25 protein-coding genes and 1 pseudogene are annotated in these 25,931 nt (G+C 66.4%); 6 read left to right on the top strand and 20 right to left on the bottom strand.

Features of this window, described 5'->3' with window-relative positions; translation table 11 throughout:
• Positions 1–17 precede the first annotated feature (17 nt).
• From LFT46_RS15915 to LFT46_RS15895, 5 genes are all read right to left on the bottom strand, one after another.
• Entirely contained in the window at positions 18–1,481 is a 1,464-nt protein-coding gene (locus LFT46_RS15915; RefSeq protein ID WP_236820338.1) for a multicopper oxidase family protein, read from the bottom strand.
• The gene (locus LFT46_RS15910; RefSeq protein ID WP_236820337.1) at positions 1,481–1,726 is read right to left on the bottom strand and encodes an SHOCT domain-containing protein; all 246 of its coding nucleotides are present in this window, start codon (positions 1,724–1,726) and stop codon (positions 1,481–1,483) included. Before LFT46_RS15910 ends, LFT46_RS15915 begins: the two co-directional genes overlap by 1 nt.
• Positions 1,727–1,974: 248 nt before the next feature.
• Positions 1,975–2,805, bottom strand: a complete 831-nt coding sequence (locus tag LFT46_RS15905) for an oxidoreductase (protein ID WP_236820336.1) — start codon at positions 2,803–2,805, stop codon at positions 1,975–1,977.
• A gap of 40 nt (positions 2,806–2,845) precedes the next feature.
• Positions 2,846–3,874, bottom strand: coding sequence for an aldo/keto reductase (locus LFT46_RS15900; protein WP_236820335.1), 1,029 nt, complete (start codon positions 3,872–3,874; stop codon positions 2,846–2,848).
• Positions 3,875–3,900: 26 nt separating this feature from the next.
• Positions 3,901–4,782 (bottom strand): aldo/keto reductase, encoded by an 882-nt coding sequence (locus LFT46_RS15895; protein WP_236820334.1) that lies wholly within the window; start codon positions 4,780–4,782, stop codon positions 3,901–3,903.
• An 86-nt stretch (positions 4,783–4,868) separates the two neighbouring features.
• Between LFT46_RS15895 and LFT46_RS15890 the strand changes: the two genes are divergently transcribed.
• Positions 4,869–5,747, top strand: coding sequence for a helix-turn-helix transcriptional regulator (locus LFT46_RS15890; protein WP_236820333.1), 879 nt, complete (start codon positions 4,869–4,871; stop codon positions 5,745–5,747).
• Between the two features lie 154 nt (positions 5,748–5,901).
• Here LFT46_RS15890 and LFT46_RS15885 read toward each other — a convergent pair whose 3' ends face one another.
• From LFT46_RS15885 to LFT46_RS15875, 3 genes are all read right to left on the bottom strand, one after another.
• Positions 5,902–6,477: a hypothetical protein gene (locus LFT46_RS15885; protein ID WP_236820332.1), complete on the bottom strand. Its 576-nt coding sequence runs from the start codon at positions 6,475–6,477 to the stop codon at positions 5,902–5,904.
• Positions 6,478–6,647: 170 nt separating this feature from the next.
• The gene (locus LFT46_RS15880) at positions 6,648–7,004 is read right to left on the bottom strand and encodes a DUF7793 family protein (protein WP_236799386.1); all 357 of its coding nucleotides are present in this window, start codon (positions 7,002–7,004) and stop codon (positions 6,648–6,650) included.
• Positions 7,005–7,072: 68 nt separating this feature from the next.
• Positions 7,073–9,685: an AMP-binding protein gene (locus LFT46_RS15875; RefSeq protein WP_236820331.1), complete on the bottom strand. Its 2,613-nt coding sequence runs from the start codon at positions 9,683–9,685 to the stop codon at positions 7,073–7,075.
• A gap of 147 nt (positions 9,686–9,832) precedes the next feature.
• On the opposite strand from LFT46_RS15875, the gene LFT46_RS15870 reads away from it, so the two are divergent.
• Positions 9,833–10,549, top strand: coding sequence for a GAF and ANTAR domain-containing protein (locus LFT46_RS15870; RefSeq protein ID WP_236799384.1), 717 nt, complete (start codon positions 9,833–9,835; stop codon positions 10,547–10,549).
• A gap of 275 nt (positions 10,550–10,824) precedes the next feature.
• Here the strand turns inward: LFT46_RS15870 and LFT46_RS15865 are convergent, their stop codons facing one another.
• From LFT46_RS15865 to LFT46_RS15850, 4 genes are all read right to left on the bottom strand, one after another.
• Complete coding sequence (locus LFT46_RS15865) at positions 10,825–11,448, bottom strand: metalloregulator ArsR/SmtB family transcription factor (protein WP_236820330.1); 624 nt, start codon at positions 11,446–11,448, stop codon at positions 10,825–10,827.
• Between the two features lie 179 nt (positions 11,449–11,627).
• Positions 11,628–12,839, bottom strand: a complete 1,212-nt coding sequence (locus LFT46_RS15860) for an alcohol dehydrogenase catalytic domain-containing protein (RefSeq protein ID WP_236799382.1) — start codon at positions 12,837–12,839, stop codon at positions 11,628–11,630.
• A 226-nt stretch (positions 12,840–13,065) separates the two neighbouring features.
• On the bottom strand, positions 13,066–14,040 hold the full coding sequence (locus tag LFT46_RS15855; RefSeq protein WP_236820329.1) for a type IV toxin-antitoxin system AbiEi family antitoxin domain-containing protein: 975 nt from the start codon (positions 14,038–14,040) through the stop codon (positions 13,066–13,068).
• 329 nt (positions 14,041–14,369) lie between these two features.
• A complete protein-coding gene (locus LFT46_RS15850; RefSeq protein WP_236820328.1) occupies positions 14,370–14,750 on the bottom strand; it encodes a hypothetical protein in 381 nt (126 codons plus the stop codon).
• 257 nt (positions 14,751–15,007) lie between these two features.
• Here LFT46_RS15850 and LFT46_RS15845 point away from each other — a divergent pair, with 257 nt between their 5' ends.
• Complete coding sequence (locus LFT46_RS15845) at positions 15,008–16,015, top strand: MIP/aquaporin family protein (protein WP_236799379.1); 1,008 nt, start codon at positions 15,008–15,010, stop codon at positions 16,013–16,015.
• 102 nt (positions 16,016–16,117) lie between these two features.
• Here the strand turns inward: LFT46_RS15845 and LFT46_RS15840 are convergent, their stop codons facing one another.
• The 5 genes from LFT46_RS15840 to LFT46_RS15820 form a co-directional block, all read right to left on the bottom strand.
• Positions 16,118–17,137 carry a metallophosphoesterase gene (locus LFT46_RS15840; protein WP_236820327.1) on the bottom strand — a complete coding sequence of 340 codons (1,020 nt, stop codon included), beginning with the start codon at positions 17,135–17,137 and terminating at the stop codon, positions 16,118–16,120.
• 279 nt (positions 17,138–17,416) lie between these two features.
• A complete protein-coding gene (locus LFT46_RS15835) occupies positions 17,417–18,436 on the bottom strand; it encodes a sensor histidine kinase (protein WP_236820326.1) in 1,020 nt (339 codons plus the stop codon).
• Complete coding sequence (locus LFT46_RS15830) at positions 18,433–19,122, bottom strand: response regulator transcription factor (protein WP_236799376.1); 690 nt, start codon at positions 19,120–19,122, stop codon at positions 18,433–18,435. The genes LFT46_RS15835 and LFT46_RS15830 overlap by 4 nt, the downstream gene beginning before the upstream one ends.
• Positions 19,123–19,127: 5 nt before the next feature.
• Positions 19,128–19,823 (bottom strand): DedA family protein, encoded by a 696-nt coding sequence (locus LFT46_RS15825; RefSeq protein WP_236820325.1) that lies wholly within the window; start codon positions 19,821–19,823, stop codon positions 19,128–19,130.
• A gap of 9 nt (positions 19,824–19,832) precedes the next feature.
• Positions 19,833–20,594 carry a phosphatase PAP2 family protein gene (locus tag LFT46_RS15820; protein WP_236820324.1) on the bottom strand — a complete coding sequence of 254 codons (762 nt, stop codon included), beginning with the start codon at positions 20,592–20,594 and terminating at the stop codon, positions 19,833–19,835.
• A gap of 402 nt (positions 20,595–20,996) precedes the next feature.
• Here LFT46_RS15820 and LFT46_RS15815 point away from each other — a divergent pair.
• A pseudogene (locus LFT46_RS15815) lies at positions 20,997–21,682 on the top strand (response regulator transcription factor).
• Between the two features lie 68 nt (positions 21,683–21,750).
• On the opposite strand, the gene LFT46_RS15810 reads toward LFT46_RS15815, so the two are convergent.
• On the bottom strand, positions 21,751–22,719 hold the full coding sequence (locus LFT46_RS15810) for a GAF and ANTAR domain-containing protein (RefSeq protein ID WP_236799373.1): 969 nt from the start codon (positions 22,717–22,719) through the stop codon (positions 21,751–21,753).
• Positions 22,720–22,960: 241 nt separating this feature from the next.
• Here LFT46_RS15810 and LFT46_RS21290 point away from each other — a divergent pair, with 241 nt between their 5' ends.
• Positions 22,961–23,908 (top strand): GAF domain-containing protein, encoded by a 948-nt coding sequence (locus LFT46_RS21290; RefSeq protein WP_336885530.1) that lies wholly within the window; start codon positions 22,961–22,963, stop codon positions 23,906–23,908.
• Entirely contained in the window at positions 23,869–24,666 is a 798-nt protein-coding gene (locus LFT46_RS21285; RefSeq protein ID WP_336885529.1) for a sensor histidine kinase, read from the top strand. The genes LFT46_RS21290 and LFT46_RS21285 overlap by 40 nt, the downstream gene beginning before the upstream one ends.
• Before the next feature lie 25 nt (positions 24,667–24,691).
• Here the strand turns inward: LFT46_RS21285 and LFT46_RS15800 are convergent, their stop codons facing one another.
• Positions 24,692–25,369 carry a response regulator transcription factor gene (locus LFT46_RS15800; RefSeq protein WP_236799372.1) on the bottom strand — a complete coding sequence of 226 codons (678 nt, stop codon included), beginning with the start codon at positions 25,367–25,369 and terminating at the stop codon, positions 24,692–24,694.
• 175 nt (positions 25,370–25,544) lie between these two features.
• Positions 25,545–25,862, bottom strand: a complete 318-nt coding sequence (locus LFT46_RS15795) for a hypothetical protein (protein WP_236799371.1) — start codon at positions 25,860–25,862, stop codon at positions 25,545–25,547.
• Positions 25,863–25,931 lie beyond the last annotated feature (69 nt).

Genomic DNA, 25,931 nt, shown 5'->3' with positions numbered 1-25,931 from the left:
TGCAGGGTGCCGATTGCTCACCGAACCTCAATAGCGCCCATCATGCCAAGATCCTCGTGGTCCAGGATGTGGCAGTGGTAGGCGGAGCGTCCGCGGAAGTCCGCGAATGCCACCCGGACGGTGATCCGTCCGTTTGCCGGTAGGTTCACCACGTCGCGCCAGTCGGGGGAGGAGTCTCGCTGACCGTTTTGCTCGACGACCTGCATGGGCCAGACGTGCAGGTGGAACGCGTGGTCCATCGTGCTGCTGTTGATAAGGGTCCATTCCTCGACGGTTCCGGCCGCGGCGGTGATATCGGTCCTGGCCGGATCGAACTCCCTGCCGTTGATGGTGAAGCGCATCATGCCGGCCCCGCCCATTCCCATGCCGGCGGACAGGACGATCTGCCGGTGGGCGGCCACTGCTGCACCCCTCAGGTCCATAGGCGCTCTTTGTGCAGGTACTGCTGCCTGGGGAGGGGCAGCTTCGCCGGCCACCTGGAAAGAAGCCAGCGCCACGCCGTCGGCCGGCTCTGCGGGTCCAAGCGGCCCAGGCCCCTGGCCCATCATCCCGGCGGTGCTGCCGCGGTTGTACTGGAACGCGCGCAAAGAGGAGGTGCCGGCCTTGGTGGTGATCAGCAGGTCAGCCCGGCTACCGGGGGTCAGCACCAGATCTTCCACCTGCCGCGGTTCGCCGAGCCGGCCGGAGTCCATGCCCAGCAGCTGCATTTGCTGCCCGTCCAGCCGCAGCTGCAGGTAGCGCGCTACACAGGCGTTGACGACGCGCCACCGTTCCCGCTGCCCGGGACGGGAAGTGAACTGGGGGTTGATTTGGCCGTTCACCAGGAGCAGTTCGCCCTCCCGGCCCGCCATCCGCCCCATCGCTGACGTGGCGCTGATGTTCCCCAGACCGTCCACCGAGGTGTCCGATACCACCAGCACACACTCGGCGCTGGCCTCGATTGGCTCAGGGTCCTCCACGATGATGGCTCCATAGAGCCCGGCGAAGACCTGGTCGGCCACCATCCCGTGATGATGGGGGTGGTACCAGTACAGGCCGGGCGGATGATCCGCGGGCAGCCGGTATTCGTAGTCGAAGGAAGTGCCTGGCGCGACGGCAGCGAACACGTTGTCCCCATTGTTCTCGGGCGACACGTGGAGGCCGTGCACGTGCAGGTTGGTGGGCTGGGACATGCCGTTGGCGAGACTTATCCTGAGGGTGTCCCCAGCCTTGAGGCGAAGGGTGGGCCCGGGCACGCTGCCGTTGTACGCGAGCGCCGTGGCCTGCCGCCCGCCCAGCTGGACCTGCGCAGGGCCGGCTGCGAGCCGAACCGGCAGTTGCCCGTTCCCGCTCCGGAGTTCTTCCGGCTGGATCAGGTTGCCGCCAGGGGGCCGGGCGGCGGGGGAGGACAGGGACCAGATCAGGCCGGCTCCGCCTGCCACAGTGCCCGCAGCCCCCAGCCCGCCGAGGAGGAGCGCCTGCCGGCGGCTTATGGGGCGCACTACCGGCCCTCGCCGAGCACCCTGAGCTGTTCGCGGTACTGCTCCGCGGTCAGTTCACCCCTCGCGAAGCGCTCATCGAGGATCTGCCGCGCCGTCGATGCCGGCGGCCCTTCCCGCCCCTGCCCGCCGCTCCGGATACCACCGCCGAAAACCCGCACGGCCACGATGACGAGCAGCGCAATGCCCAGGAGCGTCAGGATGGCCCAGAGCCACCACCCTGCGCCCTGCCCATAACCCCACATCATCGCCGAAGCCCTTCCTCGCGTTGGTACTTGCGATTCTTGGCGCATTCCGGCCCGGTAGGTAGGGTCCGAGTACCCGTCGATCCCCGGCGACGCGCCTGCCCATATTCGGTTCCCCGCACTCCAGCCCAGTTACTCCCGGCCGCTCCGGTACCCGGGCCTGGACACGCCGTCAGCCACGGCGCGGTCCGGGAAAAGCGGAAGAGCAACTGGGCGGGAATGCACGGTGGCGGGCCAAGCCAGCAGCAGGGTCAGTCCGTGATGTCGGTGCTGGTGCTCAGCTCCTGCCACTGCTCAAGCTCGGCGCGCTGTGCTTCCGCCACCTTGCCGAAGGCGCCGAACGCGTCCGTGCCTAGGACCAGCAGGCCCGGCGGGTTGGGGGATTCCACGACGGCGATGATCGCCCTTGCTGCCTTGTCCGGGTCGCCGGGCTGGTTGCCGTGCGCGGTGTCGTGTTCCTTGCGGCGCCTGCCCGCGGTGTCCGCGTAGTCACCGATCGCCGAAGCGGACTGCGTGAGCGAGCGGCCGGCGAAGTCGGTGCGGAAGCCGCCGGGCTCGATGGCGGTGACGTTGATGCCCAGCGGCTTCAGCTCGCTGCGGAGCGACCCCGACATGCCTTCCAGCGCAGCCTTGGTGGCCGCGTAGTAGCCGGAGCCGGGCGGTGTGATCCGTGCGCCGATGGACGAAATGTTCAGGATGGAGCCGGCCTTGTTGGCGCGCATGCCCGGCAAGACTGCCTTGACCATGTCCACTGCCCCGAAAAAGTTCGTGTCGAACAAACGCCGGATGTCGCCGTCGTCCGCTTCCTCCACTGCCGCCCGGTAGCCGTAGCCGGCGTTGTTGACCAGCACGTCGATGCTGCCGAACTTCTCCTCCGCCTGCTTCACCGCTGCGGCGATCTGCGCCTTGTCGGTGACGTCGAGGGCCAGGGGGAGCGCGGTGTCCGGGAAGCCGGCAGTGATGTCCTGCACCGTGTCCACGTTCCGGGCGGTGACGACGGCGTTGTGCCCGGACGCGAGCACGGCCTCCGCGAGCGCCCGGCCAAGTCCGGTGGAGCAGCCTGTGATGAGCCATGTTGCCATTGGTATTTCCTTTCGTGGGGGATTTGGCGGGGGCAGGCACTTAGTGCCGGTGCCGCCGTCGTGCGTTGGGCGTCAGTTCGTGGGCGCCGTAGCTGTTGTCGTCCGGGTTGACGGTGACGCCGGGGGCGACCAGCTGGTCGATGCGGTCCAGCACCTCGGGGGCCAGGACGGTGTCCGCGGCCGGGAGGTAGGACTCCAGCTGCTCCATGGTGCGCGGGCCGACGATGGCGGAGGTGACGCCGGGGTGGTTGATGACGAACGCGATGGCCATCTCGATGAGTGTGACGCCTGCCCATTCGGCCACCTGGGCCAGCTCCTCCACGATGTCGAGCTTGCGCTGGTTGGCCGGCTGCGTCATGTCGAACCGGGCACTCGGCCGCGCTGACGACGTGGGCCGGGACGCCGAGTCCTTCCGCCACCGGCCCGAAAGCCAGCCGCCGGCCAGCGGGCTGTAGGTGAGGGTGCCCATCCCGTGCCGCTGCACCGTGGGAAGGACATCCTCCTCGATGCCGCGGACCAGGATGGAGTAGGGCGGCTGCTCGGTGACGAACCGCTCCAGGTTGCGCTGGCGGGAGGCCCACTGCGCCTCCACGATTTGCGAGCCAGAGTAGGACGAGGAACCGATGTACCGCACCTTGCCCTGGCGGACCAGGTCGGTGAGGGCACCCAGGGTCTCCTCCACATCGGTGTCCGGGCTGGGCCGGTGCACCTGGTAGAGGTCGATGTAGTCGGTGTTCAGGCGGCGCAGGGAGTTCTCCACCTCGCGCATGATCCACCGGCGGGAGCCGCCGCGCTGGTTGGGGTCCTTCTCGTCCATGGGCATGAAGAACTTGGTGGCGAGGAAGGCGTCGTCGCGCCTTCCTGCGAGCGCTTCCCCCACGATCTCTTCGGAGGCACCGCCGGAGTACACGTCCGCGGTGTCGATGAAGTTGATGCCGGCGTCCAGGGCGCGGTGGATGATGCGGGTGGCGTCGGCGCGGTCGTTGTTGCCCCACGGGCCGAACATCATCGCGCCGAGGCAGAGGGGGCTGACCTGCACACCGGTGCGGCCAAGCGGGCGGTAATCCATGCTGTGCTCCTTCTATCTGGGGCGGTCTAGGCTTCGGGGATGACCATGGCGAACCGCTCCGGGCGGGCCACGTCGGGGTCCGGGCCGCTGCGGACGCCGGAGTCCAGGGCGTCGATGGCAGTGAGTTCCTGGGCGGCGAGCTCGAAATCGAACACGTCGAAGTTCTCCCCAATGCGTGTGGGATTGGTGGACTTGGGGATGGCGGAGCGGCCCTGCTGCAGGTGCCAGCGCAGCATCACCTGGGCGGGCGTCTTGCCATGGGCCTGCGCGATGCCGGCAATCACCGGGTCGCGCATGACGTTCTTCCGGTTCTCGCCCCAGCCGGGGTAGAACGTGATGCCACCGATGGGTGACCAGGCCTGGGTAAGGATCCGGTGGTCCTCATCGATGGTCTGGACAGCCGGCTGCTGGAAGTACGGGTGGAGCTCGATCTGGTTGACGGCCGGGACCACGTCGGTTTCCGCCAGCAGCTGCTGCAGGTGGTGGGGCATGAAGTTGCTGACGCCGATGGCCCGCACCCGTCCATCCTTGAGCAGGGTTTCCAAGGCCTTGTACGCGGCGACGGTTTTGTCGAACCGGTCCGGGGCGGGCTGGTGCAGGATGAACAGGTCCAGCTGCTCCACGCCCAGCTTGCCCACGGCCTTGTCCCACGCGTGCAGCGCCTGATCGTAGCCGTAGTCGCTGACCCACACCTTGGTCTCGATAAAGACGTCTTCGCGCGCCAGGGCCGAACGCCTGATCCCTTCGCCCACCTCCCGCTCATTGCCGTACGCGGCGGCGGTGTCGATGTGCCGGTAGCCCACCTCCAGCGCGGTCTGGACGGCCGCCGTCGTCTCTTCCGGGGGACTTTGGAAAACGCCCAGGCCGAGTGCGGGCATGGTGACACCGTTGTTGAGTTTGAGTTCCATGCCTTCACGCTATGTGGGTGTCCGCGATTGTGGGAGGGCTTGCCAGTCCCTCCTTCGCCGGTTGGGGCACGCGTACCGTTGAATCCATGACCAACAGCGAAGACGTGCGGAAATTCCTGACCTCCCGCCGCGCCCGGCTCACGCCGGAAGAGGCCGGGCTGCCCGCGTACGGCGGCACCAGGCGCGTGGCGGGGCTGCGCCGGGAAGAAGTGGCGATGCTGGCCGGGCTGAGCGTTGACTATTACATCCGGCTGGAGCGGGGAAACCTGTCCGGCGCGTCGGACAGCGTCCTGGAGGCCCTGGCGCGCGCCCTGCAGTTGGACGACGCCGAGACGGCCCACCTTTTCGACCTGGCCCGGGCGGCCACCGCCGCCCCGCGGGTGCGGCGCAAGCGGAGTCCCTTAGCGGTGCGTCCCAGCGTGCAGCGGGTCATCGATGCGATTACGGCGGCGCCTGCCTGGGTCCGCAACGACCGCGGCGATGTGCTGGCCTCCAATGAGCTCGGCAGGGCCCTGTACCTGGAAATGATGGCGGAGCCGGTCACTCCGCCCAACAGTGCGCGGTTCACCTTCCTGAATCCGAAGGCGCGGGAGTTCTTCCGCGACTGGGAGCGGAGCGCGGATGACATCGTGGCGGTCCTGCGCTCCACCGCCGGGAAGAACCCGTACGACAAGGACCTCTCGGACTTGATCGGCGAGCTCTCAACCCGCAGCGAGGAGTTCCGCATCCGCTGGGCCCGGCACGACGTGAAGTACCACCGCACGGGCCGCAAACGCCTGCACCACTCCATCGTGGGGGACCTGGACCTCACCTACGAAGCGATGGAACTCCCCGCGGACCCGGGGCTGCGGATCAACATCTATACGGCCGAGCCTGGCACGCCGTCGGAGGATGCGCTGAAGATACTGGCCAGCTGGGCCGCCACGCAGACAGCGGCTGTGGTCCCGGCCCGGGAGGCCACCTGACCCGCGCTTCCGCGGGTATTCGTTTGCGAGGCCCATATTCCGTTTCGACGCGCATATTCCTTTGCGCAGCCCATATACGGGCCGCGAAAAGGAATATGCGCGTCGCGGGCGCTTCTGCGCGTCACTAAGCATGCCAGGACCCCGGCTTCAGGACTCAGCGTTGATGAACCCAATGATTGATTGCTGTCCACCAGCACAGCTGTGACACGGCCAGGCAGGCCAGCAAGTGCACCCGCTGGCCAGGGGACAAGTCCGTGAAGGTGGTGTCGGCCGGCAGCCGGGCGAGCCGCCGCATAAGGGGGACAAGCATGATCCCGTTCAGGCTGAGGACAAGAACCGCAGCGAGCTTGACGTCGGTCATGGGGTTTTCCAGATGTGGGCTCAGGAACGCACCGGTGGCGAGCAGCCCGGCAAGACCGCCCCAGATGAGCGGCGTCGCAGCCCCGTCCAGTCGAATGATATCGCCAAGTCCGCGCCGGCCGGTCAACCACAGAAAACCATGCCAGTCGACCAGGATGATGGCGCCAAAAGCCACAACAAGGCAGAGGTCGTGCACCACGAGGTCGACGGCATGGACGTATCCATCGACATAGACCATGGGTGACAAGCTGACGGACAGCAGCCAGGCCACCACAGCCGCTGCGGCAAGGGCTACAACCAGGCGCCGGGTGGACCGTTCGGATTCCCGATGCCGCCTGATGGTGCGTCGGCTGACCGGCACGTAACTCATGAGATACCTCTGCGGAGACCTGCCAGCTGTGGCCTTCCCAGTAAGGCCCGGAGTAGCTCCAACATAGTCCTGCGCATTCCTGTCAACAAGGAACAAGCCTCCCGAAGCCGAGCAAATGGTTTCGATGCGCAGGTTCCTTGCCGCTCCTGAATGCCCGGCGCCAGGCGAAATCAGCCGCCCTCCTCCAGCCACGCCATCGCCTCATCCATGGACGTGAAGTACCGGGTGGGGTGCACCGGCTTGTGCCTGCCGGTGTAGAAGCTGGCAAGGGTCTGGTCCACGGGGGAGGTGCCCACCACGGCGGCACGCGTCAGGGGCCAGGTACCGGCAAAGGCCTTTAGCGCCCCCTGGTCAATCCACTCCACGCCGGTTATTTCCACCAGCAGCGGCAGGGCGCGGCCGCCGCTAAGCTCTTTGGCGCGCTCCATCAGCGCCACAGCATCGCGTTCCGTGACCACATCCCCGTGCCCCCACTTGAGGTGCAGCAGCTCCCCGGAGAGCTCGATGGTCCCGGTGACGTCTTCCATGCCTACTACTTTGCTGCTCCTTCACCGCGTACAGCAATACGGCTCGAAAAAGGTACGACGACGGCGGCTCACCTGCCGCCGGAACGCACCGCCGCTGGGCGTCCACGCAGACTCCCCGGGCGCCCCTTCAGCCACCGTTCCCCCAGGCCCATGGCGCGTGTTGCCGCCGCCCAGTACAGGACCCCGCAGGCCAGGGAGGCCAGTACCGCGAGGCCTTTGGCCAGGGGTTCGAAGACATCAGCGGAGTCGAACAGGGGGTACACCAGCCAGTGCGTGACGTAAATGTACAGCGAGGCGCTGGCCAGCAGCGCCGTGACCCGGCGCAGTCCGCGGGGAACCCGCAGCGTGGGAAGCCAGAGCAGGACCAGGCAGCCGGCGAGGATGGTGGCGCTGCGGTAGGGGTTGTCGAAGGACGCGGGAACCGTGAGGAAGGCAAGACCCGTCACCGCGATCCGCTCCCACTGGGTGCGGGAGGCGGCGGCCGCCCAGCCCAGTCCGAACAGCCACAGCACCGGACCCTGGCCCGGGTAGCGGCTGTCCACCAGGCCATAAAGCAGGGGCAGGTCAACGGCAACCAGAACCACGCCGAACGCCCACGGCCAGCGCCGCACCACCCGGTCAGCGGCCGGTATCGCCAGCAGCAGGGAAAGGCCAAGGAGGATGTGGACCAGAATCTCCACGAACCAGAACCGCGAGTAGTCACTCCATCCTTCAGGGCCCAGCAGCGGATTGAGCAGGACTACGTTGTGCCAGGCGTATTTGTCCGTGACGGCGAAGGCGAACCCGATGACGGCGATGCTGGGCACGGCGATCCGGGCGATGCTGCGCAGGTGCCGCCGGAACCGCGCACCACGCTCCCCGGCCAGCTGGAACCGCGCGAAGTTGTACCCCGCCACGGCCATGAGCACATGCGCGGTGCCCTGCCAGTGGAAGAACCCGATGTGCGTGGAGACGATGGCAATGATCGCCACCGCACGGAGCACGATTCCCGTCTCCATTGGTGCAAGCAACGGGCGCTGCACCCGGTGAACCCGGGTCCCCGCAGGTTTGCCGGCGGGCGCGGCAGCCGGTGCCACGTGCGGCGCAGGCGTCAGTTCGCAGACAGGCATCAGGTGCCAGCCTTCGGGAAGGTACCCGAGTGCATGCTCCAGCCGGACAGACGCCGCCACATAGGACAGGGAGTCGCCGCCCAGGGATACGAACGTATCGGTGTCGGCGACGCGGTCCACTTCAAGCACCTCCGCGAAGATGCGCGGCACATCAGTGGAGCCCGCGCCGGGAACTGCAGTGCCGCCGTCGTGCGCTTCTTCACCACGGCCGAGGGCGAGGACGGCCGGATAGTCGGGCTTTCCGTTGCCAAGGCGCGGTATGGCTTCGACGCGGTGAAGTCCGACGGCGGCGCGCGGCAGGCCCAGGTCCTGCGCCAGGGTTTTGGCGAGCAGGGGGAGGTCGTGGTCGCCTTCGACGGCGGCAGTCACCGCGGCGTCGGAACCGGCGGCGGCCGCCGTGACACCGAGGTCCGTCAGAATCCGCTCCACGTGTCCCAGGTCCACGCGGAGCCCGGCAATTTTCAGGAAGCGGCTGCGCCTGCCAACAATCTGGTACAGCCCCTCGGGCGCTCGCCTGGCCAGGTCGCCCGTGCGCAGTTCGGTCAGGACCCGGCCCAGGCCGAGGTCCTCCGGCCGTTCGGCGTACCCCAGCATCACGTTGGGGCCGGAATACACCAGTTCATCGGCGTCCAGCCCGGCGACCGGCTCCAGCCGGAAGGAGCCGCCCGGGATGGGTACGCCGATGGACTCGGGATGCACCACGGCCTGCTCCGGCGGCAGGTATGCCATCCGCGCCGTGGCCTCGGTCTGGCCGTACATCACGAACAGGTCCCACCCCTTCCGCCGGCCCAGGTCGGCGTACCAGCGCACCCGCTCCGGTGCCAGCCGTCCGCCGGCCTGGGTGATGTAGCGCAGGTTCGGCAGGTCCATGTCCCGGAATCCCACGCGGTCCAGGAGGTCGAAGGTGTACGGTACGGCGGCGAATGAGGTCACGTTACCGGTGCGGACCAGGTCCCAGAAACAGGGGTCCACAACCGAGAGGTCCGTCAGCGCCAGGGACGCGCCCGCCAGAAGGTGGCTGTTCACCACACTCATCCCGTAGCAGTAGGAGAGCGGAAGGGTGGTGGCAGCTTTGTCGGCCGGTTGCAGCTGCAGGTATTCAGCGATTGCCGCGGCGTTGGCCTGGATGTTGTCCGCGGAAAGGCGGACCAACTTGGGGGAGCCGGTGGATCCGGACGTGCTGAGGAGCAGGGCCAGATCGGGGTGCAGGTCGTGGCAGGTCTGCTCCCGGCGCACGTCCAGGGCCACGTCACCGGGGTGGGATGTCCGGACTACGATGTCCGGATCGTAGGCAGTTATCAGCGCATTTGCGGCGGACTCGCCGCTTGGAAGGACCAGCAGGGGATTGCCCGAGGACAAGGCCGCCAGGTAGGCCACCACAGACGGCAGGGTGTTCCCGGCCTCCAGCGCAATGAGCCGCCGGCCGTGCCCCAACGTCCTGGCAAATTCCTCCACGCGGAGGGCCAGTTCCGCGTAGCTCAGGGACAGGCTTCCCGTGCTCACGGCGGGACGGTCTCCGAAGCGGGCAAGGTCGGCGGCAAACGGAACGCCGGTGAGCTTTGTCTCTGTCATCACCGAAGAACCGTATAAGGCGAGCCTAACCTAACTCAAATGGACGTATCTGTGGGCGCGCTCTTTCGCCGGCAGGGCAGGCGGTAGCAAAATATTGTCGAAACCTTCGGCAGCCCCTGCTGCCCAGCCATGACAAGGTGCCAAGCCATGAATTATTTGCTTCCACCGGCCTATGAGCCTGCCGGACTCACCGGACGGATGGTCACCGGCCTCCTCTCCGCGGAGGATGCTTCAAGGGCCGTGCAGTCCCTGGCGTCTGCGCTGCGGGACGTGATTCCGCACGCTGCGGGCGCGGGGGTCTCCCTGATCAGCGCCGACGGCCGCGGCGAAACCATAGGTGCCACAGACAGTCTGGTGCTCCAGGCGGACAAGTTGCAGTATGAACTGGGCCAGGGGCCATGCCTGAGCGCCTGGGCCGGGCAGCGCGCCGTCATCATCCAGGACACATGGAGGGAAACCCGCTGGCCGGAGTGGACGGCGGCAGTTGCCGGCTTTCCGCTGCGGTCGGTCCTCAGCGCGCCGCTGACGCCTGAGGGAAGGCCGATCGGTGCCCTGAAAGTCTATTCACCCGTCCCGCTGGCGTTCGACGACAACTCGGTGTTCCTGATCGAGCGGCTCGCTGCCCCGGCCGCGGTCCTGCTGGGCCATGTGCGGGACCGGGCGGCTGCGCAGCGGATGACTGACGAGCTAGCCGAGGCCTTGACTAACAGGGACATGATCGCCCAGGCCCAGGGCATCCTGATTGAGCGGCTGAATCTCACCTCGCAGGAAGCGTTGGCGGTCCTGCTGGCCCGCTCCCGGGGCGAGAGTACGCCACTGCATGATGTGGCACGGGAGGTCCTTCAGGAGACCGTCGGCGAATAGGGACGCCTGCCGCCAAAATCGCCAGTATTGACGGCCGGAAGTGGATGGGGAAAGGGCAGCCTGTCCCCTCCCCATCCAATCCACACCAGGAACCCCCCAATAACGGGGAGAGCGGTGCCCCCGGGCTTCCTGCTGGCTTCCTTGGACCGGGTGGCCGGCCAGAGAATTGACGGATAGACGTTTTCGTCAATTCTGCTAGAAGTGTGGCCCTCGCTCCGCTGCAAGGTCAAGGGACCTTAGTATCGGATGGATGGGGAGGACATGGAGATCGGGGATCAGGATCCGGTCCCGTGCTGCGCGTTCTGCAGCTCCTGGGCGGCCGCTGCCCGAAGAGTGAGGTTGGCGTTGCGCGCCGTCATGATGAGGTGCTTCGCCGCCTCGTCCAAGGTAAAGCCGCATCGCGCAGCTATTGCTTCGCACGCGTCAGCAATCACCGCCCGCGATGCCAGGGTATGTTCCAGCTCCGCAAACTGCTCGTCGGAAAAGGTTGCCGGGGTGGTACCAGGGACGCCAGGCGGCGCCGGCATAGGTGTGGCAACGTTATGCGTCCGCCTCGGTGTGTAGTTCGCGCGGACCACGGCAGCCGCCACCTGCGCCTGCAGCACGGAGCGTGCGGCGGCAAGCAGGTTCGCCACCTCAGGGCTAGCGAGCCGGTACATCAGCCGCCCCTCGGAGCGCTGGCACTCGATCAGCCGCTGGCTCCGCAGTTGGGCCAGGTGGCGCGACAGGTGCGAGGCCTTCTCGCCGGTAGCCGCGCAGAGTTCCGGGATGGAAGACCCGCCATGGGACAGCGTGTCCAGGACCTGCGCCCTCACCGGATGGGCCGCGGCCTTGAAAACCTCCGCGAGAGCCAGCATCGACGGCCGTGCCCCGTCTGCATCAGGGACTTGTTTCGTCACGGTTTCCCACCCTTGCCTTGTCCGGGCCCCGCCAGGGAGACACGCCAATGTGTTGACGCCTAAGATCGTCCCCCGCAACCGGACGTCAGCGCAACGATTTCCCGCAGAAATGCCCGGCAGGGGAAACACGGCGGCGGCCAGCGCCAAAAGGAGCGGACCGCCGGTGGTGCAGGGGGAGGCTATGCGGTGGTCAGCACCGTCTTCAGCCAGCCTTCCTCGCGCCGGTCGAAGTTCAGGTAGGCGTCCACCACGTCGCTGATCGGTTCGTGCTGGGTGATGAATGTGGTGGGGTCGAAGACACCGGAGGCCACCAGGTCCACCAGCGGCGGCGTGACCGATCGGTGGTCGCAGTTGCCCATCCGGATGGTCAGATTCTTGTTCATGGCCTGGCCAATGGGATAGGTCATCATCGCCGGGCTGTACACGCCAATGATCCCGATGCGGCCGTACTTCCGCACGGTCTCGATGCTCCACTGCGAAACCTGCGACGGCGCGTTCCCCGGCACCCAGTTGTCGCCCTGCACATTGGTGGACGGGGCAACCTCGGCCACTTCCTGCGCGAACTGCTCCGCCTGCTCCTCGCCTTTGGCCGCCGCGGGCCCGGCCCAGGGCCGCTGCGCATCCACGCCAACGGCATCGATCACCGCGTCCACGCCGATTCCCTGCGTCGCCTCCTGCAGGGCCTCCGCGGGGTCCTCGCTGTTGAAATTGATGACATCTGCGTTCTGGTCGAGCGCCTGGACCAGCCGGGTCTCGATCCCGTCCACGGCGAACACCCGCGACGCACCCTGCCGGAACGCGGACGCGATTGCCAGCTGCCCCACAATGCCCGCGCCATACACGGCCACCGTGTCGCCGCGCTGGATGCCGGCCAGCTGCGCGCCGAACCAGGCCGTGGGGAAGATGTCCGAAAGCAGGATGGCCTGTTCGTCGCTGACATTGTCCGGCAGCCGGGTCAGGGTGTTCGAGGCCCACGGAATCCGCGCGTACTCCGCCTGCAGCCCGTTGATGGGGCCGGTGGTCTCCGGTCCGCCGAAGAAGCACGTCCCCGCCTGCGGGCCGTTCGGGTTGGCAACATCGCACTGCGCAGTATGTCCGGCCCGGCACTGCCAGCACACGCCGCAGGACATGGTCGAGGAGACAATCACGCGGTCCCCGGGCGCGAACCGCCGCACGGCCTTGCCCACGGCCGTCACCTCTCCCACGGCTTCATGGCCCAGGATGGTGCCTTCCTTCATGCCGGACATGGTGCCGCGGATGAAGTGCAAGTCGGTGCCGCAGATGGCGCTGCGGGTGATGCGGACAATGGCGTCGTTCGGATCGAGGATGGTGGGATCGTCCACGTTGTCCAGGCGGATGTCGCCTTCGCCGTGCCATACAAGAGCTTTCATGATGGGACTCCTTTTACGCGCTCAAACCGCCAAATAGGGTTCTGGTCATCAGGCACTGCATGCGCCCAGCTGCAAGATAGTAAGCCTACTGCCTATTTTGCGGCAGGGCGAGGGTTCCATCCACCCCCGAGCGACGCGCATCCTCATTTCCGCTGCTCAAGTTCCGGCCCGACGCGCAAATTCCTGAGCGCACTCCAAATAAGCGCCGCGCCATGGAGGGATCGTGTCATGGGAAGTTTTGCGCGTCGAAAACAGCGGAACGCGTACGACGCCGGGCCACGCCTGCCGCCGCCAGTTTCCGTTCCAGCGTTCCAGCCGCAGCGAGGTCCGCCCAGTCCCACCGCTCCACGCGGAATCCCAACGAACGAAGCCGGTTTTCGCGGTTCTTCTCAGCGAGAACGGCCTCGGATGTGGTCCGGCCCTTGAGGAACTCGGGTTTGACGTACTTCTCTTCGCCGTCGAACTCCCCAATGACCCGTGAGTCCTTCCAGTAGAAGTCCGAGTACCCCACCAGTCCGGCGGCATCCGTGAAGCGCTGCTGGAGGATCGGGGGTTCGAAGCCGGCCACGTGGATCAGGGCACGGCTCCAGGACTCGCCTGCTGACGCGGATGCGGGATCGGCAAAGGCGATGGCGGTCCGGATCCTGCGCGCCGCCGCCGCGGAGTAAAGCCCACCAATGCCTGTCTCCAGTTCGGCTTTGGTCAGGGCATGCAGGTGACGGGTCAGGTCCGGCCGCAGCACGTGGTCCAGCGGCGCTACGGCTTCGGTGAAGGGGCTGAAAGCAGCCAGGTCCAGGACAGTCCGGACGCGTCCGGTGACCAGGAGCCCCTCCAGCTTCACCACTTCCAAACCCTCACGCGCAGCGAAGTGGCGGGTGACTCCGGCACGTGACCTCCCGCCGTCGTTCTTCAACGTGAGGGCCTGCACGGGGTGGTTCTGCCCGATGAACGGGATGTCCCACACGCTGGCCGAGGAATGCCGGGCGAAAATGGTGGGCTTTTCAAAGGTCTCCGCGGCGGCCTGGACCCGGACGCGGTACTGCTGCCAGGGCCTCATGGCCCGCCACGTGGGCCCGTCGACATACACGCCGTGCCTGACCCGCACCAGGGCGCCGGACCGCACGCGCTTGGCCAGATCGTTGGCGCTGAATCCGTGCAAAATGCGGTCCCGTGACAGCAGGAACGGCGGGAGGTTGGTCATATCTCCACGCTGCCCCCAGGGGCCGCTGCCAAGAAGGGGCTTCTGTGGCTATGTGGAAAAGCGCCGGCGCGGGCGGGGCCAGCCAGTGAGCCTCCGTCACCGGCGACACGCATCCGCGTTTCCGCTGCGCACGTTCCTTTCCGCGGCCCATATGTGCGCCGCGCGGGTGAGCATGCGCGTCGAAAATGCACTCGCGCGTCGAAAATGCACCCGGGCGTCGAGCACTGGAGCGGGCCAGGGCTTCAGCAGGAACGCACGACGCCGGCCCGCACCAGAGCGGCCTGCCCGCCGTGTGCAGGTGGGCAGGCCGCTGTGGCCGGGTCGGGCGGCTACCGCTCCGCACGCGGGTCCTGGGCTCCGCCCGGCTTGCGCGTGGGATCCACAGTGCCGCCCTTCCCGTAGTCTCCTTCCGGGTACCGGCCGGTCTCGGACGCTGCGGTCCTGCCGGGGACGTGCCCGGCCTCGCCGTAGTCGGCCTTCACGTAGCGGCCGGCTCCCACGGTCCTGTCGCCCAGGGGTTCGGGCAGTCCGGCTTCGGCGCCCGCCCCGCCGTAGTCCCCTTCGACGTACTGGCCCTCTTCGTCTTCGGCATGGCGGCCGCGCTGTGCACCGGCTTTGCCAAAGTCGCCTTTGACGTACCGTCCGCGCAGCTCCCGTTCCTCCGGTGTCTCATCCGCAGTTGGGGTGTTTTCGATGCTGCTGTCGTTCATGGTCTTGCCTTTCCGAACGAACTCCACGTCCCTGCAACGGCAACCTGGACCTGTCCGGGGTGTCTCTTCCCTGGCGGAATCCGGCTCCGCGCCCGCTCAAACAAGGCGGCGGTGCTGGCGTCAGAAGTGCCGCCCGGTAGAGGTGGCCGTCGGTCTGTTGCCTAGGGATACTTTCGACTTAGCATAGAAGTGCTCGCATTGTCAATTGGTCCTGAAGTGAGGCCATAAACCTAGAAAATCGCAAAGAAGGTACTGCGATGAGTGATGTAAGTCCACTGAGAAATGCGGTCCGCAATGGCAGCGGACTCAAGCGGTTGGGTGGGACCTGGGGCGAGCTGCTTGCGGAGTTCCTGGGCACGTTCGTGCTGATCGCGTTCGGCGACGGCGTCGTGGCCATGGCGGTCGCGGCGTTGCCGGGATCGGGCCGTGCCCAGACATCAACAACCATCTTCATGGCGGCGGGCGACTGGCTGCTCATAGCCTGGGGATGGGCCCTTGCCGTGGCGTTGGCCGTCTACGTGGCCGGCGGCGTCAGCGGCGCCCACATCAACCCGGCCGTGACGATTGCCTTTGCAGTCCGCCGCAAATTCCCGTGGCGCAAAGTGGGCCCGTACATCGTGGCCCAGGTGGTGGGTGCTTTTGCAGGGGCGGCGTTGGTGTACCTGCTGTACTACAACGCGATTGACGCCTACAACACCGCCGTGGGCACCGGCCGCGGCGACGCGAAGGGCCTGGCCACCTACTCAATTTTCGCCACGTTCCCGGCGCCCTACTTCAACGGAAACGCCGTCGGCCCGCTGGTTGACCAGATCGTGGGCACGGCGTTCCTGGTGATGTTCGTCGTGGCCATCATCGACATGCGCAACACCGCCGTCCAGGCGAACCTGGGCCCGTTCATGATCGGGCTCGCGGTCGCCGCCATCGGCATCTCCCTTGGCGCCAACGCCGGCTATGCCATCAACCCGGCCCGTGATTTCGGCCCGCGGCTTTTCGCGTGGATGGCCGGATGGGGCCAAACGGCGCTGCCTGGCACAGTGGACGGGGCGTTCAGCTGGTACTTCTGGGTGCCCATCGTCGGCCCCATCGTCGGCGGCGTGATCGGCGTGCTGCTTTACGACTGGTTCATCGGTGACGTCCTGGACGCCAAGGCCCGCCTGGCAGAATCCACGCCTCCGGGCCGCGCCGGCGGCGTAACGCCTCCCGCCACCGAGGCCGAGACCTCCGTTCCGGAGACCCGGACCACCCCGAAGCGGAGAGCGGCGTAGGGGCGCACCAGCGCCAACATGGAAGGCACGACGGCGGAGCTCCCGTGGGGGTCCGCCGTCAGGCCTGCCCGGGGTACTGGCCGGGGTACTGGGCGGACCAGGTCACTTCGCGATGCTGAACGAATCCGTGAAGCTGTATCCCTCAGCCGGCACGAACTTCACGTCCATGCGGGATTCGGTCAGCCGGATGTCCAGGGTTCCCAGTGCCGGATCCACGTTGCTGCCGGACCACGCCGTGAAGTACGGTTTCTCTTCATCCTTGGTGTTGATGGGCCTGATGTTCCTGCCGCCCAGGCCTGACGTGACAAATACCGTGCCCTTGCCTTTGGCGAGGGAGTCATCGGTATCAGCCATGCAGTCCCGCTTGGTCGACATCTGGCGGCAACTGACGCTGTTGGCCAGCTGGTTGGTCCGCTGATAGACGTGTTCGTGGCCGTTCAGGACCAGGTCCACCTTTTTCTTGATCAGCATCTCGGTCAGCTCCCGGCCGGCGTCACAGCTGTAGCGTCCGATGGTGAAACAGGGGGTATGCATACCAACAACCGTCCAAGGGATCTGCGCGTCACGGGCACCGTCGATGGCGCTTTCTGTCCACTGCCAGCGTTCACTGCCCTCCGAATAGTCCAGCTCGTCCCCGCCGTCAAAGGGAATTCCGGGGGACACCAGGATCAGCCGCATCAAGGGGTTTTCCTGGGGCAGGTCCACGTACCACTGTTTGGCGTATTCACCCTGGAGGCCCGGCAGCTTGTTCGGCAGGCACTGCGCGAACTTCTCGATATTGCCCTGCAGGCCGTCGCTTTCATGGTTGCCGGCAACCAGCTGGTACGGAAAGTCGGTTCCCAGCTTTCCGGTCACCATGTCGCAGAACTGCTGCTCTGGAACGTCGGAGTAGGACATGTCGCCGAGGTGGAGGTTGAAGTCGGGCGAGAGTTCCTTGATTTTGTCGAGCACGGCTCTGGCACCGTCCTCGATGCCGGTGTCGCCGGCAGCAGTAAAGTGCACTGACCGGGCGTCTGTTTCCTTTGGATTGTCGGGGGCCGGCGGTTTCGACTCGCACCCCGCAAGCCCGGCACACACCAGCAGGGCCAGAAAAATCGATGCGGCCCGCTTTCGTGCCGGCATATGGTCCTCCCTCCAACGGCGCCCCTCTGCTTGATGCGCCCGCCCGGCTGCCCATGCCGGGGTGAGACCAACCTATTGAGCCCTAACCCGTGGAGCAATAGGGATTCCCGCAGGAAAGCCCGCAGTCCCGCCGACGATGCCGCCTGGCAACCACCCCGCCTCCGACGCGCATATTCCCCACAGAGGCGCACGTTCCCTTTCGCGGCCCTAATGTGGGCCGCGAAATGGAACGTCCGCGTCGAAAGTGCGTTTGCGGGTCGAAAACGAAGAAGCCCGCAGTCAGGCCGACGCCAGGGGCAACGACAGTTCCATGGTGGTCCCGTCCGGGCCGGTGCGGGCCACCTTCACGGTGCCCCCGGCCGCGGAGGCAATCTCGCGGACCAGGGCCAGCCCGATCCCGAAGCTCCGCCGCCCCTCGGATCCAGGGGGTCCGGCGGCGCGGACAAAGCGGTCGAAAATCCGATCCGGGTCCACCCCGCTGATGCCGGATCCCGTGTCGGTTACCCGCACCAGCGCCCGCGAACCCTCGGCCGAAACCGTAATGCTGATGCTCCCGCCAGCCGGGGTATGCCCCAGCGCGTTGTCCGCCAGGGCCAGCACCGCCCGCCGGAACGAACTGGGATCGATCCGCACCAAAGCCGGCCCGCCGCCGTCGAACGTTAAACGGACGCCCTGTTGCCGGGCAAGGTCCTGAAGGCTCCCGGCGGCGGACTCGGCAGCCAAAGCCACGTCCACCGGCTCAAGTTCCGGCACGGGCGCCGACGCAGTGGCGGCCAGGAGCAGCTCGTTCACGATCCCGGTCAGCGTGGACGCGTCCTCCCGGATCTTCGCCAGGGCCAGCGAAGGTTCCGAGCCCGGTTCGGTCTTCCTCTGGGCCAGCTGGATGCGGGTGTCCAGGATGGCCAGCGGGGTGCGCAGTTCGTGGCTGGCGTCCTGGACGAACCGCCGCTGCCGGGCCAGCGCCTCACCCAGCGGCCGGATGGCGCTGCGCGCACTGAGCCAGCCCACCACCCCGGCCAGCACCACGCCCGCAAGGCCGGCCAGGATCATCCCCTCAATCAGGTCCCTGGAATCCAGGTAGGTGTACGGCTTTCCCGAGGCAGAGGCGGGCTGGACCGGGTGGGCGAGCTTGTACATGAGGAAGGCGGTGGCGGCGGCCAGGAGGATGAGCACCAGGGTGGCAACCCCGGCGCTGATCCGCAGTGCCACCTTCAGCGACGCGCGGCGAAGGATCTCCCGGTCCGGGTCGGCGGAGGCAGCAGCAGTGGTGCGCGGCCCGGAAGGAACGGGTGCAGTCATGAGGGCTCGCCGATCTGGTAGCCCACGCCGTGGACGGTGCGGATCAGGGCCCTGTCGATCTTGCGGCGCAGGTGGTGGACGTAGGTGTCGATCACGCCCGGCTGGTCCGTCTCCTGGAAGTGCGCGGCGAGCAGTTCATCCCTGGTGAACACCCGGTCAGGCTCCGCCGCCAGCGCGGCCAGCACCTCGGCCTCCTTCGCGGTCAACGTCACCAGGTCGCCGTAGAGGGACCGGACGGAGCGCGACGCCGGATGGAATTCCCACGTGCCGATGCCCACCGGGCCGGCGTGCGGACCCTGCCCCGCGGGCGGACCGTAGGTGCGCGTCAGTGCACGCAGGCGCGCAGCCAGCTCGCCGCCGTCGAACGGTTTTGCCAAGTAGTCGTTGGCGCCGGCGTCCAGGCCGCGGACCTTCTCGTCGGTGTCGCCCAGCGCGGTGAGGATCAGGATGGGGGTGCCGATGCCCTTGGCCCGCAGGGCGGTGATGACGCTGATGCCGTCCATGACGGGCAGGCCGCGGTCGATCACCATCACGTCCCACGGCTGCGTCAGCCCCAGGTGCAGGCCCTCCTGCCCGTTCACCGCGAGCCGCACCGTGAAGTCCGGCTCCAGCAGTTCGGCAATCAGCGGACCCAGGACGGGATCGTCCTCCACCAGCAGCAGGGCCGGCCCCTCACCTGTTGTCATGCCGCCTATTCTTCCGCAGCCGCCTCAACACCTTCATCAACACGTTCTTCAGCTGCGGCGAGCCTGTTCTTCCGGCGGCGCTTCAAATATTCGACAATCCACGGCACCACGGAGGCCAGGACCATCACCACGGCAATGATGTCGATGTTGTTGGCGATGATCTCGTAGTGGCCCAGCCACGTGCCCAGGAGGGTCACCGACGTCGCCCACGCCAGGGCCCCTGCCATGTTCCAGAGGGTGAACGCCTTGTATTCGTAGCGGGCAATTCCGGCGGTGACCGGCGCGAACGTGCGCACCATGGGCACAAAACGGGCCAGTACGACGGCGGCGCCTCCATGGCGGCGGAAGAACTCTTCCGTGACGGTCAGGTGGGCGGTTTTGAGGATGCGGGCATCGTCCTTGAACCAGCGGCGGCCGAACTTGCGCCCCAGCAGGTACCCCACCTGGTCGCCGCCGATCGCGGCCGCGGTGATCACGCCGATCAGCAGGGGCAGCGCCAGGTTCAGTTGCTGGTGCAGGAGGCCTGCGGTGAAGAGGAGGGAGTCGCCGGGCAGGAAGGGGAACAGGACGCCGGATTCGATGAACACCATCGCGGCGATGACGCCCAGTGCGGCCGGGCCGAAGCCCTCCAGCAGGCCGGCGGGATCAAGCAGCGAGGGCGAACCGGCGGTTGCTGCCAGGGGTATCAGGAGGCTGTGCATGAGTGCTCCCTACGCCCGGCCGAAGGGGTGGAGGACGGTGGCCGGCAGGCGTTCCATCAGGGCAGGGGCGAAGCGGTTCCAGAGCCCGGCGAGCAGGACCACTGCGGCGCTCGCGGCAAAGAAGGAGGCTGCGACGTCGGTGGGGTAGTGGACCCCCACGTACAGCCGGGACCAGGCGACGATGAGCGCCATGGCCGCACCTGCCACCGCAACCGGCCGGGCCCAGCGGGTTCCGCGGGCCAGGAAGTACAGCGCGAAGGCCAGGGCCACGGCGAAGCTGACGTGCCCGCTGGGGAAACTGTTGGATCCGGTCTCCGGCGCCAGGGGGTCGAACAGCATCGCAGGGTTGGGCCGCTGCCGGGCGAACAGGAGCTTGAAGGCCTCGCTCGCCACCCAGCCCGAGCATGCGGTGAGCCCGAAGGCGACGGCGGTCACCAGGTCGCGCCGGAACAGCCAGATGCCCAGGGCGGCAACCGCGATGAGGGCCAGGCCGACCACCGGGCCGAACAGCAGGTTGATCCCCATCGCCACGGCGGTCAGTACGGCAACGTGGTGCAGGCTGAGGTTTTGGTCAACGCCCAGTTCCGCGGTTGTGTCGCCGGGGACCAGTTGCACGGCAAGGCCCAGCACCACGACGGCGGCGCACAGCACGATGCCCACCGGCAGCCAGTGCCGGGGCTGGGGGAGTGCCCTGAACTGGGTGCCGACGGCCGGGGGTGCCGTGGGAGCGGTGTGCTGGTTCGGTCGGTCGTTGTGGGCTGATCCGTGCATGTCTTCCTTGGGGGCGTGGCGTGGGGGCCGCTGTTCGGCCTGTCATTCCACTCTCCTCCGTGGGCTTTAAGAAAGGCTTAAGAAGTGCTGGTTCCTGGCTGTGGTAAGGGGTACGACGGCGGCCCGCGCCTTTCGCGCGCGGCGTGGCGGCGACGCGCAAACTCATTTCCGCTGCGCAGATTCCTTTTCGCGCCCCGTATTTGGGCCGCGCGGGGGAAGGTCCGCCCCTGGAACGAACATCCGCGTCGAATGTGCAGCGGGGCGCGATCAGTGGGTTTCCATTCCGGGGAGACGGACTTTCGGCCCTATTCGTTTTCGTTTGCTGCGGCGACTGTGGTGGTGGTGCATTTGTGCCGCAGGTGGCCAATGTTGACATCGGGGAAGTTGGGGGATGAGGACACTATGCCAGAGGTAAAGCATTACAAGGATGGGCGCCCGCTTCGGGTTTTTATCCTGGATGACCATGAACTCGTCAGGCGGGGTTTGAGGGACCTGGTTGAGGGCGAGGGGATGGAAGTGGTGGGGGAGTCGGGCTCGGCGGTGGAGGCCTCACGCCGCATCCCTGCTTTGCGGCCGGATGTGGCCGTCCTTGATGGCAGGCTCGCCGACGGGACGGGCATCGAGGTTTGCCGGGACGTCCGGGGGATCGATCCGGAAATTCGTTGCCTGATCCTGACGAGTTTTGACGACGAGCAGGCCCTGCGGGGAGCGGTCCTGGCGGGGGCAGCAGGCTATGTTCTGAAGGAGATTGGCAACCACGATCTGATCAACGGCATCCGGAGGGTGGCTGCCGGGGAGAAGACTTTCGGGCCTGGTGTTGAGGAGCGGGTCCTCCGGGGGTGGGTGAGGAGGCCCGGATGAATCCGAGGTTTTCCGGTCTGAGCGTGCAGGAACGGAAGGTCCTGGAGCTCATTGGTCAGGGAATGACCAACCGGGAAATCGGTCAGGAGATGCGACTGGCTGAGAAAACAGTGAAGAACTACGTCTCCTCCGTGCTTGCCAAGCTTGGCTTCGAACAACTCACCCAGGCTGCTGTCTACGCAGCCCGCCCCGAGGCCCCCGCTCAAAGGGCCGCCAAGGGAGCCTAGGTCGGCCTGACCGACAGGGTGAGCCGCGGATCAACAGGGAGGACGAGCGGTGAGGGTTTTGGTCGGCGTCAAGTTTGGAAGTGCACCGGTGGTTCGCTGCCGCCTGAGGCGGACGCCACTATTGCTGCCGCAAGGTCCCGTACTTTGATGTTCCGGTTGCTGGAGGCGCGCCGAAGAATCCCGAAGGCGGTTTCGTGGTCGCAGTGGTTTTGGCCAATCAGGATCCCTAAGGCCATGTCGATGACGGTGCGGTGGGACAGGGCTGCATACAGTTGATCGACGGTTTCCTTCAGTTCTGCGATGCGCAGGGCCGAACGCAGGGGGCCGCTGATCCGGTCGGCGAAGCCTTCAGCGGCGACGATGTCACCGTACTGGAGGCCGCCGGGCACCTGGGTGGAGAACGTCAATACCGCTGCCGACCCCTCGTCGATGGCAATGGGTACGGCCAGTACGGAGCCGATACCGCATGCCGAGGCGGACGGGGTGAACTTGGGCCAGCGGTTGTCAAAGGACGTGCTGCGCATGATGATGGTCCGGCGGCCGGTGATGGCTGTGAGTGCAGGTCCTTCCTCGAGCCGCTCCTGCAAGTCAATAACCTGGGCGGCCAATACTCCATTGCAGGCGTGGACGGGCGTTTTCTTCGGATTGAGGAGCGTGATGCTGCACGAGGTGCCGTCACCGGTTGAGGCAGTGAAATCCACCAGCGTCACCACGGCCGAAAGTGCGTCGTTGATGTTCTCGCTTGCGATGAGGCTTTCCTCCAGGGCTTTGTCCGGGTGGGCGGCGGACGGTGCATGACGTGTTTGACGGGCCCCCATGGCTGACTGGACGCTGGGCGGTGGGTCAGCGACAGTCAGCCGCCGTACGCGGACCTGGTCTGTCCCGTCTTGGTTGCGGACACCAGCAGGCTTGTCGCCCAAGCCCATACCGTCGGCGTCAGCCTCGGAGGCCGGCGCGGCGGACTTGTCCTGGGACTGGCCGGATACTTCCAGTGCGTGACCGTCAGGGGTTAGAAGCCGGAAACGGGGGGAGTCCAAATGGTTCGTTCTGACTTCGAATCCACGCGCCATGTTCTTGGCCCTTCAGTTTGGTGGACTTCCAGTAGACGTTCCGCTGCTGCGGGACCAACAGGGACAAAAGACCCCACCAGTTCCGGGCTCAATGGTGGCTGGGGTTGGTAGGATTGGTGGGTAGACGCTGGGGCTGCTGCAGATATCCTTTTTCCGAGGCGATGCAGCCCGCCATGGAACGACGTTGGTCTTTGACCGAGGTGCTTTCATGTGGCGAGAACCTATTAAGCAGCGGACCCGGAACCTCCTGCGGGAGTTTGTGGAGCGGGCTGATGACCTTGTCCGGGCCCAGGAACATGTTGAAGGGCTCCTCGGCGCGGTGGTCTCCCTCAGTGAAAACCTCAGCCTTGAGGCCGTGCTGGACCGGGTGGTGCAGTCAGCATGTGAGCTTGTCGGGGCGCAGTACGGCGCGCTGGGCGTCATCGGCGATGACCAGCAGCTGAGCACCATCACCGTCGGCATTGATGAAGTCGGTGCCCGTCTCATCGGTGATCTTCCCACCGGCTATGGATTGCTGGGGCAGCTGATCCGTGAGCCTAAACCGCTCCGCCTCAATAATCTTGGCGAGCATGCCTCCGCGGCGGGCTTCCCGCCGGGTCTTCCGCCCATGCGGACCTTCCTGGGCGTTCCGGTGCGGGTACGGGATGAAGTGTTCGGGATCCTGGCCCTGACGGAAAAGATCGAGGGCCGCGAATTCACCGCCGAGGACGAGGATCTGGCGGTGGCCCTGGCCTCCGCTGCGGGCGTGGCGATCCAGAACGCGCGGTTGTATGAGGACAGCAACAGCCGCCAACGCTGGCTGGAAGCAGGTATGGAGGTCAGCGACCGGCTGAAGAGCCAGCCGCGCTCGGAAACAGAAAATCTGGAGATGATTGCTGAACGGGCATTGCACGCGTCCTCCTCGGCGTTGGCGGTAATCGCTTCGTTGGCCGGTGACGGCAGCCTGCGGTGCCGGACGGCTCTGGGCGTACAGTCCATGCCGGCCGGGCAGGAACTTCCCGCAGGCCCGGTGTTTTCGGAGGTTCTTGCCACGGGGCAATCCCAGTTCCTGCGGGACCCGCGGCAGGTTTTCGACGACGTGTCAGCGGAAAGCTCGGCCCTGTCCTGGTGGCTGCCTTGGCCAGTGACAGCGACGGCCAGCGCGACAGTGTGCTGATTCTGGCAAGATCCGCCGGCACCGCCCGGTACACAGACGTGGACCTTGAGCAGAGCTGCGTGTTCGCCTCCCGGATCGGGCTCACCCTTGACCTTTTGAAGACTAACCGGCTGCGGGAAGAACACGCCTTGTTCATCGACCGGGAACGGATTGCCCGGGACCTGCACGACTTGGTCATCCAGCGGCTTTTCGCCGCAGGGCTGAGCATCCAGGGCCTGCGCCGCTACACCTCGGATCCGGCAGCGCATGAACGGCGCGTCGCCGGCATCACCACGGAACTGGACGACTGCATCCATCAGCTCCGCGACACGATCTACGCCCTCCAAACCGGAGAAGCCGATCAGGAGCTGCTCAGCGGCCGGGTCCTGCGAGCTGTTCAGGAAGCCGCCAATGCTGCCGGGTTCCTCCCCAGGATTCAGCTTTCCGGGCCTGTCGATGACGCCGTGGACTACGAGGTAGCCGAACAACTACTGCCGGTGCTGCACGAAAGCGTCAGCAATGCCGTGCGGCACTCAGGGTCTGAAGACATCCAGGTCCTGTTGGCAGCCCGGGACGGCGAGGTGGTCCTCACAGTCCGGGACCACGGGTGCGGCTTCCAAAATCCTGATCGGACGAGCGGGCTGGACAACATGCAAAACCGTGCCGCCCGCCTGGGAGGGACCTGCACCATCGACAGCGCCCCCGGCGAGGGGACCAGCATCACCTGGACTGCACCCACAGCCCCACTGCAGGTGCTGCCCAGATCTGCGCCGGGCTGAGGTCGGGCGGCCCAACCAGCGCTCTTCAGACGCTTTGACCCGTAGCAGCCGGTGGCGCCAGTTTGTCCCGCCGGCTGAAGCCCAGTTTCTGCAAGACCGAAGACACGCAGCGGACAACCGTCTCCTGGGAAGCCGTCATATGCAGTTCGATTTGCCTGTTGGTCATGCCGCGGGCCATGAGCGCAAAGACGTTGCGCTCCTCAAAGGTCATGGCCTCCAGCCAGTGGACCCCAGCAGTTGCGGAGAGGCTCTCGGCAACCCTTTCCCGGATCTCTGGCTCCAGCAGCGAGCGGCCGGCTGCTATCGCACGGACATCGTTGAGAAAATCCCCGATGCCCCCGACCCGCTTCACCGCGTACCCTGACGCGCCCGCCAGCACGGCTGCCCTCACCCCGTGCTGTTCGTCCCAACCGGTCAGAATCAGGCATCTCACCGACGGCGCGGTAGAGCGCAGGTGGCGGCAGACCTCAATGCCCGTAGAGTCCGGCAGGCGCTCGTCCAGGACAGCGATGTCCGGATCCAGGCTCGGGATCAAGCGGTAGGTTTCAGCCGCCGAGCCGCCTTCACCCACCACTTGGAATCCTTCATGCTCCAGCAAGTCCCGCAGCCCCTGCCGGACCAACTCATGGTCGCTGACGATGAACACCCGGACGGGCAGTGCCTCGGACCGAACCCCATTCTGTGGTGTTGCTGATGTATCCATGACGATGCTCTTATCGGCTCATGCCCTCCCCGGCCACCCCATTTCAAATGGCCGCCCCGTTCGGAAGAATCCTCACCACATCATCCCGCAACACCCCGTACACGGGCAGGGCCGAAAGTCCGCTCCGCAAGGAACGGCAAACTGCAGGCCTACAGGAGAAAGACCAGCCGATAAATCATGACCATTCGATGCCCATAATCCGGCCGGCCAACGCAGGGATCCCCCGTGACATACCGCAGACCGAGCAACTGGTCCTCAACCCAGTTTCGCGCGCCCACTGATGGGACTCCTCCAACCAGTACTCGAACCCGAACCCAAGCTTTTGCAGTTCGTTCAGGGCCCTGCTGGCTACCTCCCAGGAGCCCCACCGGCCGATCACTCCGCCGCTGTTCCTGATGACGTTGCATCCCCCATCGCCAAGCTCGGCTGCCAGGTCTTTCCGGCTGGCTGGCCCACTGCCGTGCACTGCCCTGTACTCCTCCACGGTTACCACGCGTCAACTCCTCACCCAAACATTGCCCGCCCAAGCTCTGCATCCCGTCCTGCAGGCTGGAAGCTCTCC

It is taken from the genome of Arthrobacter sp. FW306-07-I (genome assembly GCF_021800405.1).
GTDB lineage: Bacteria > Actinomycetota > Actinomycetes > Actinomycetales > Micrococcaceae > Arthrobacter.
The sequence above is the reverse complement of the archived record's forward strand: the minus strand, read 5'-3'. Positions and strand labels throughout refer to the sequence as shown.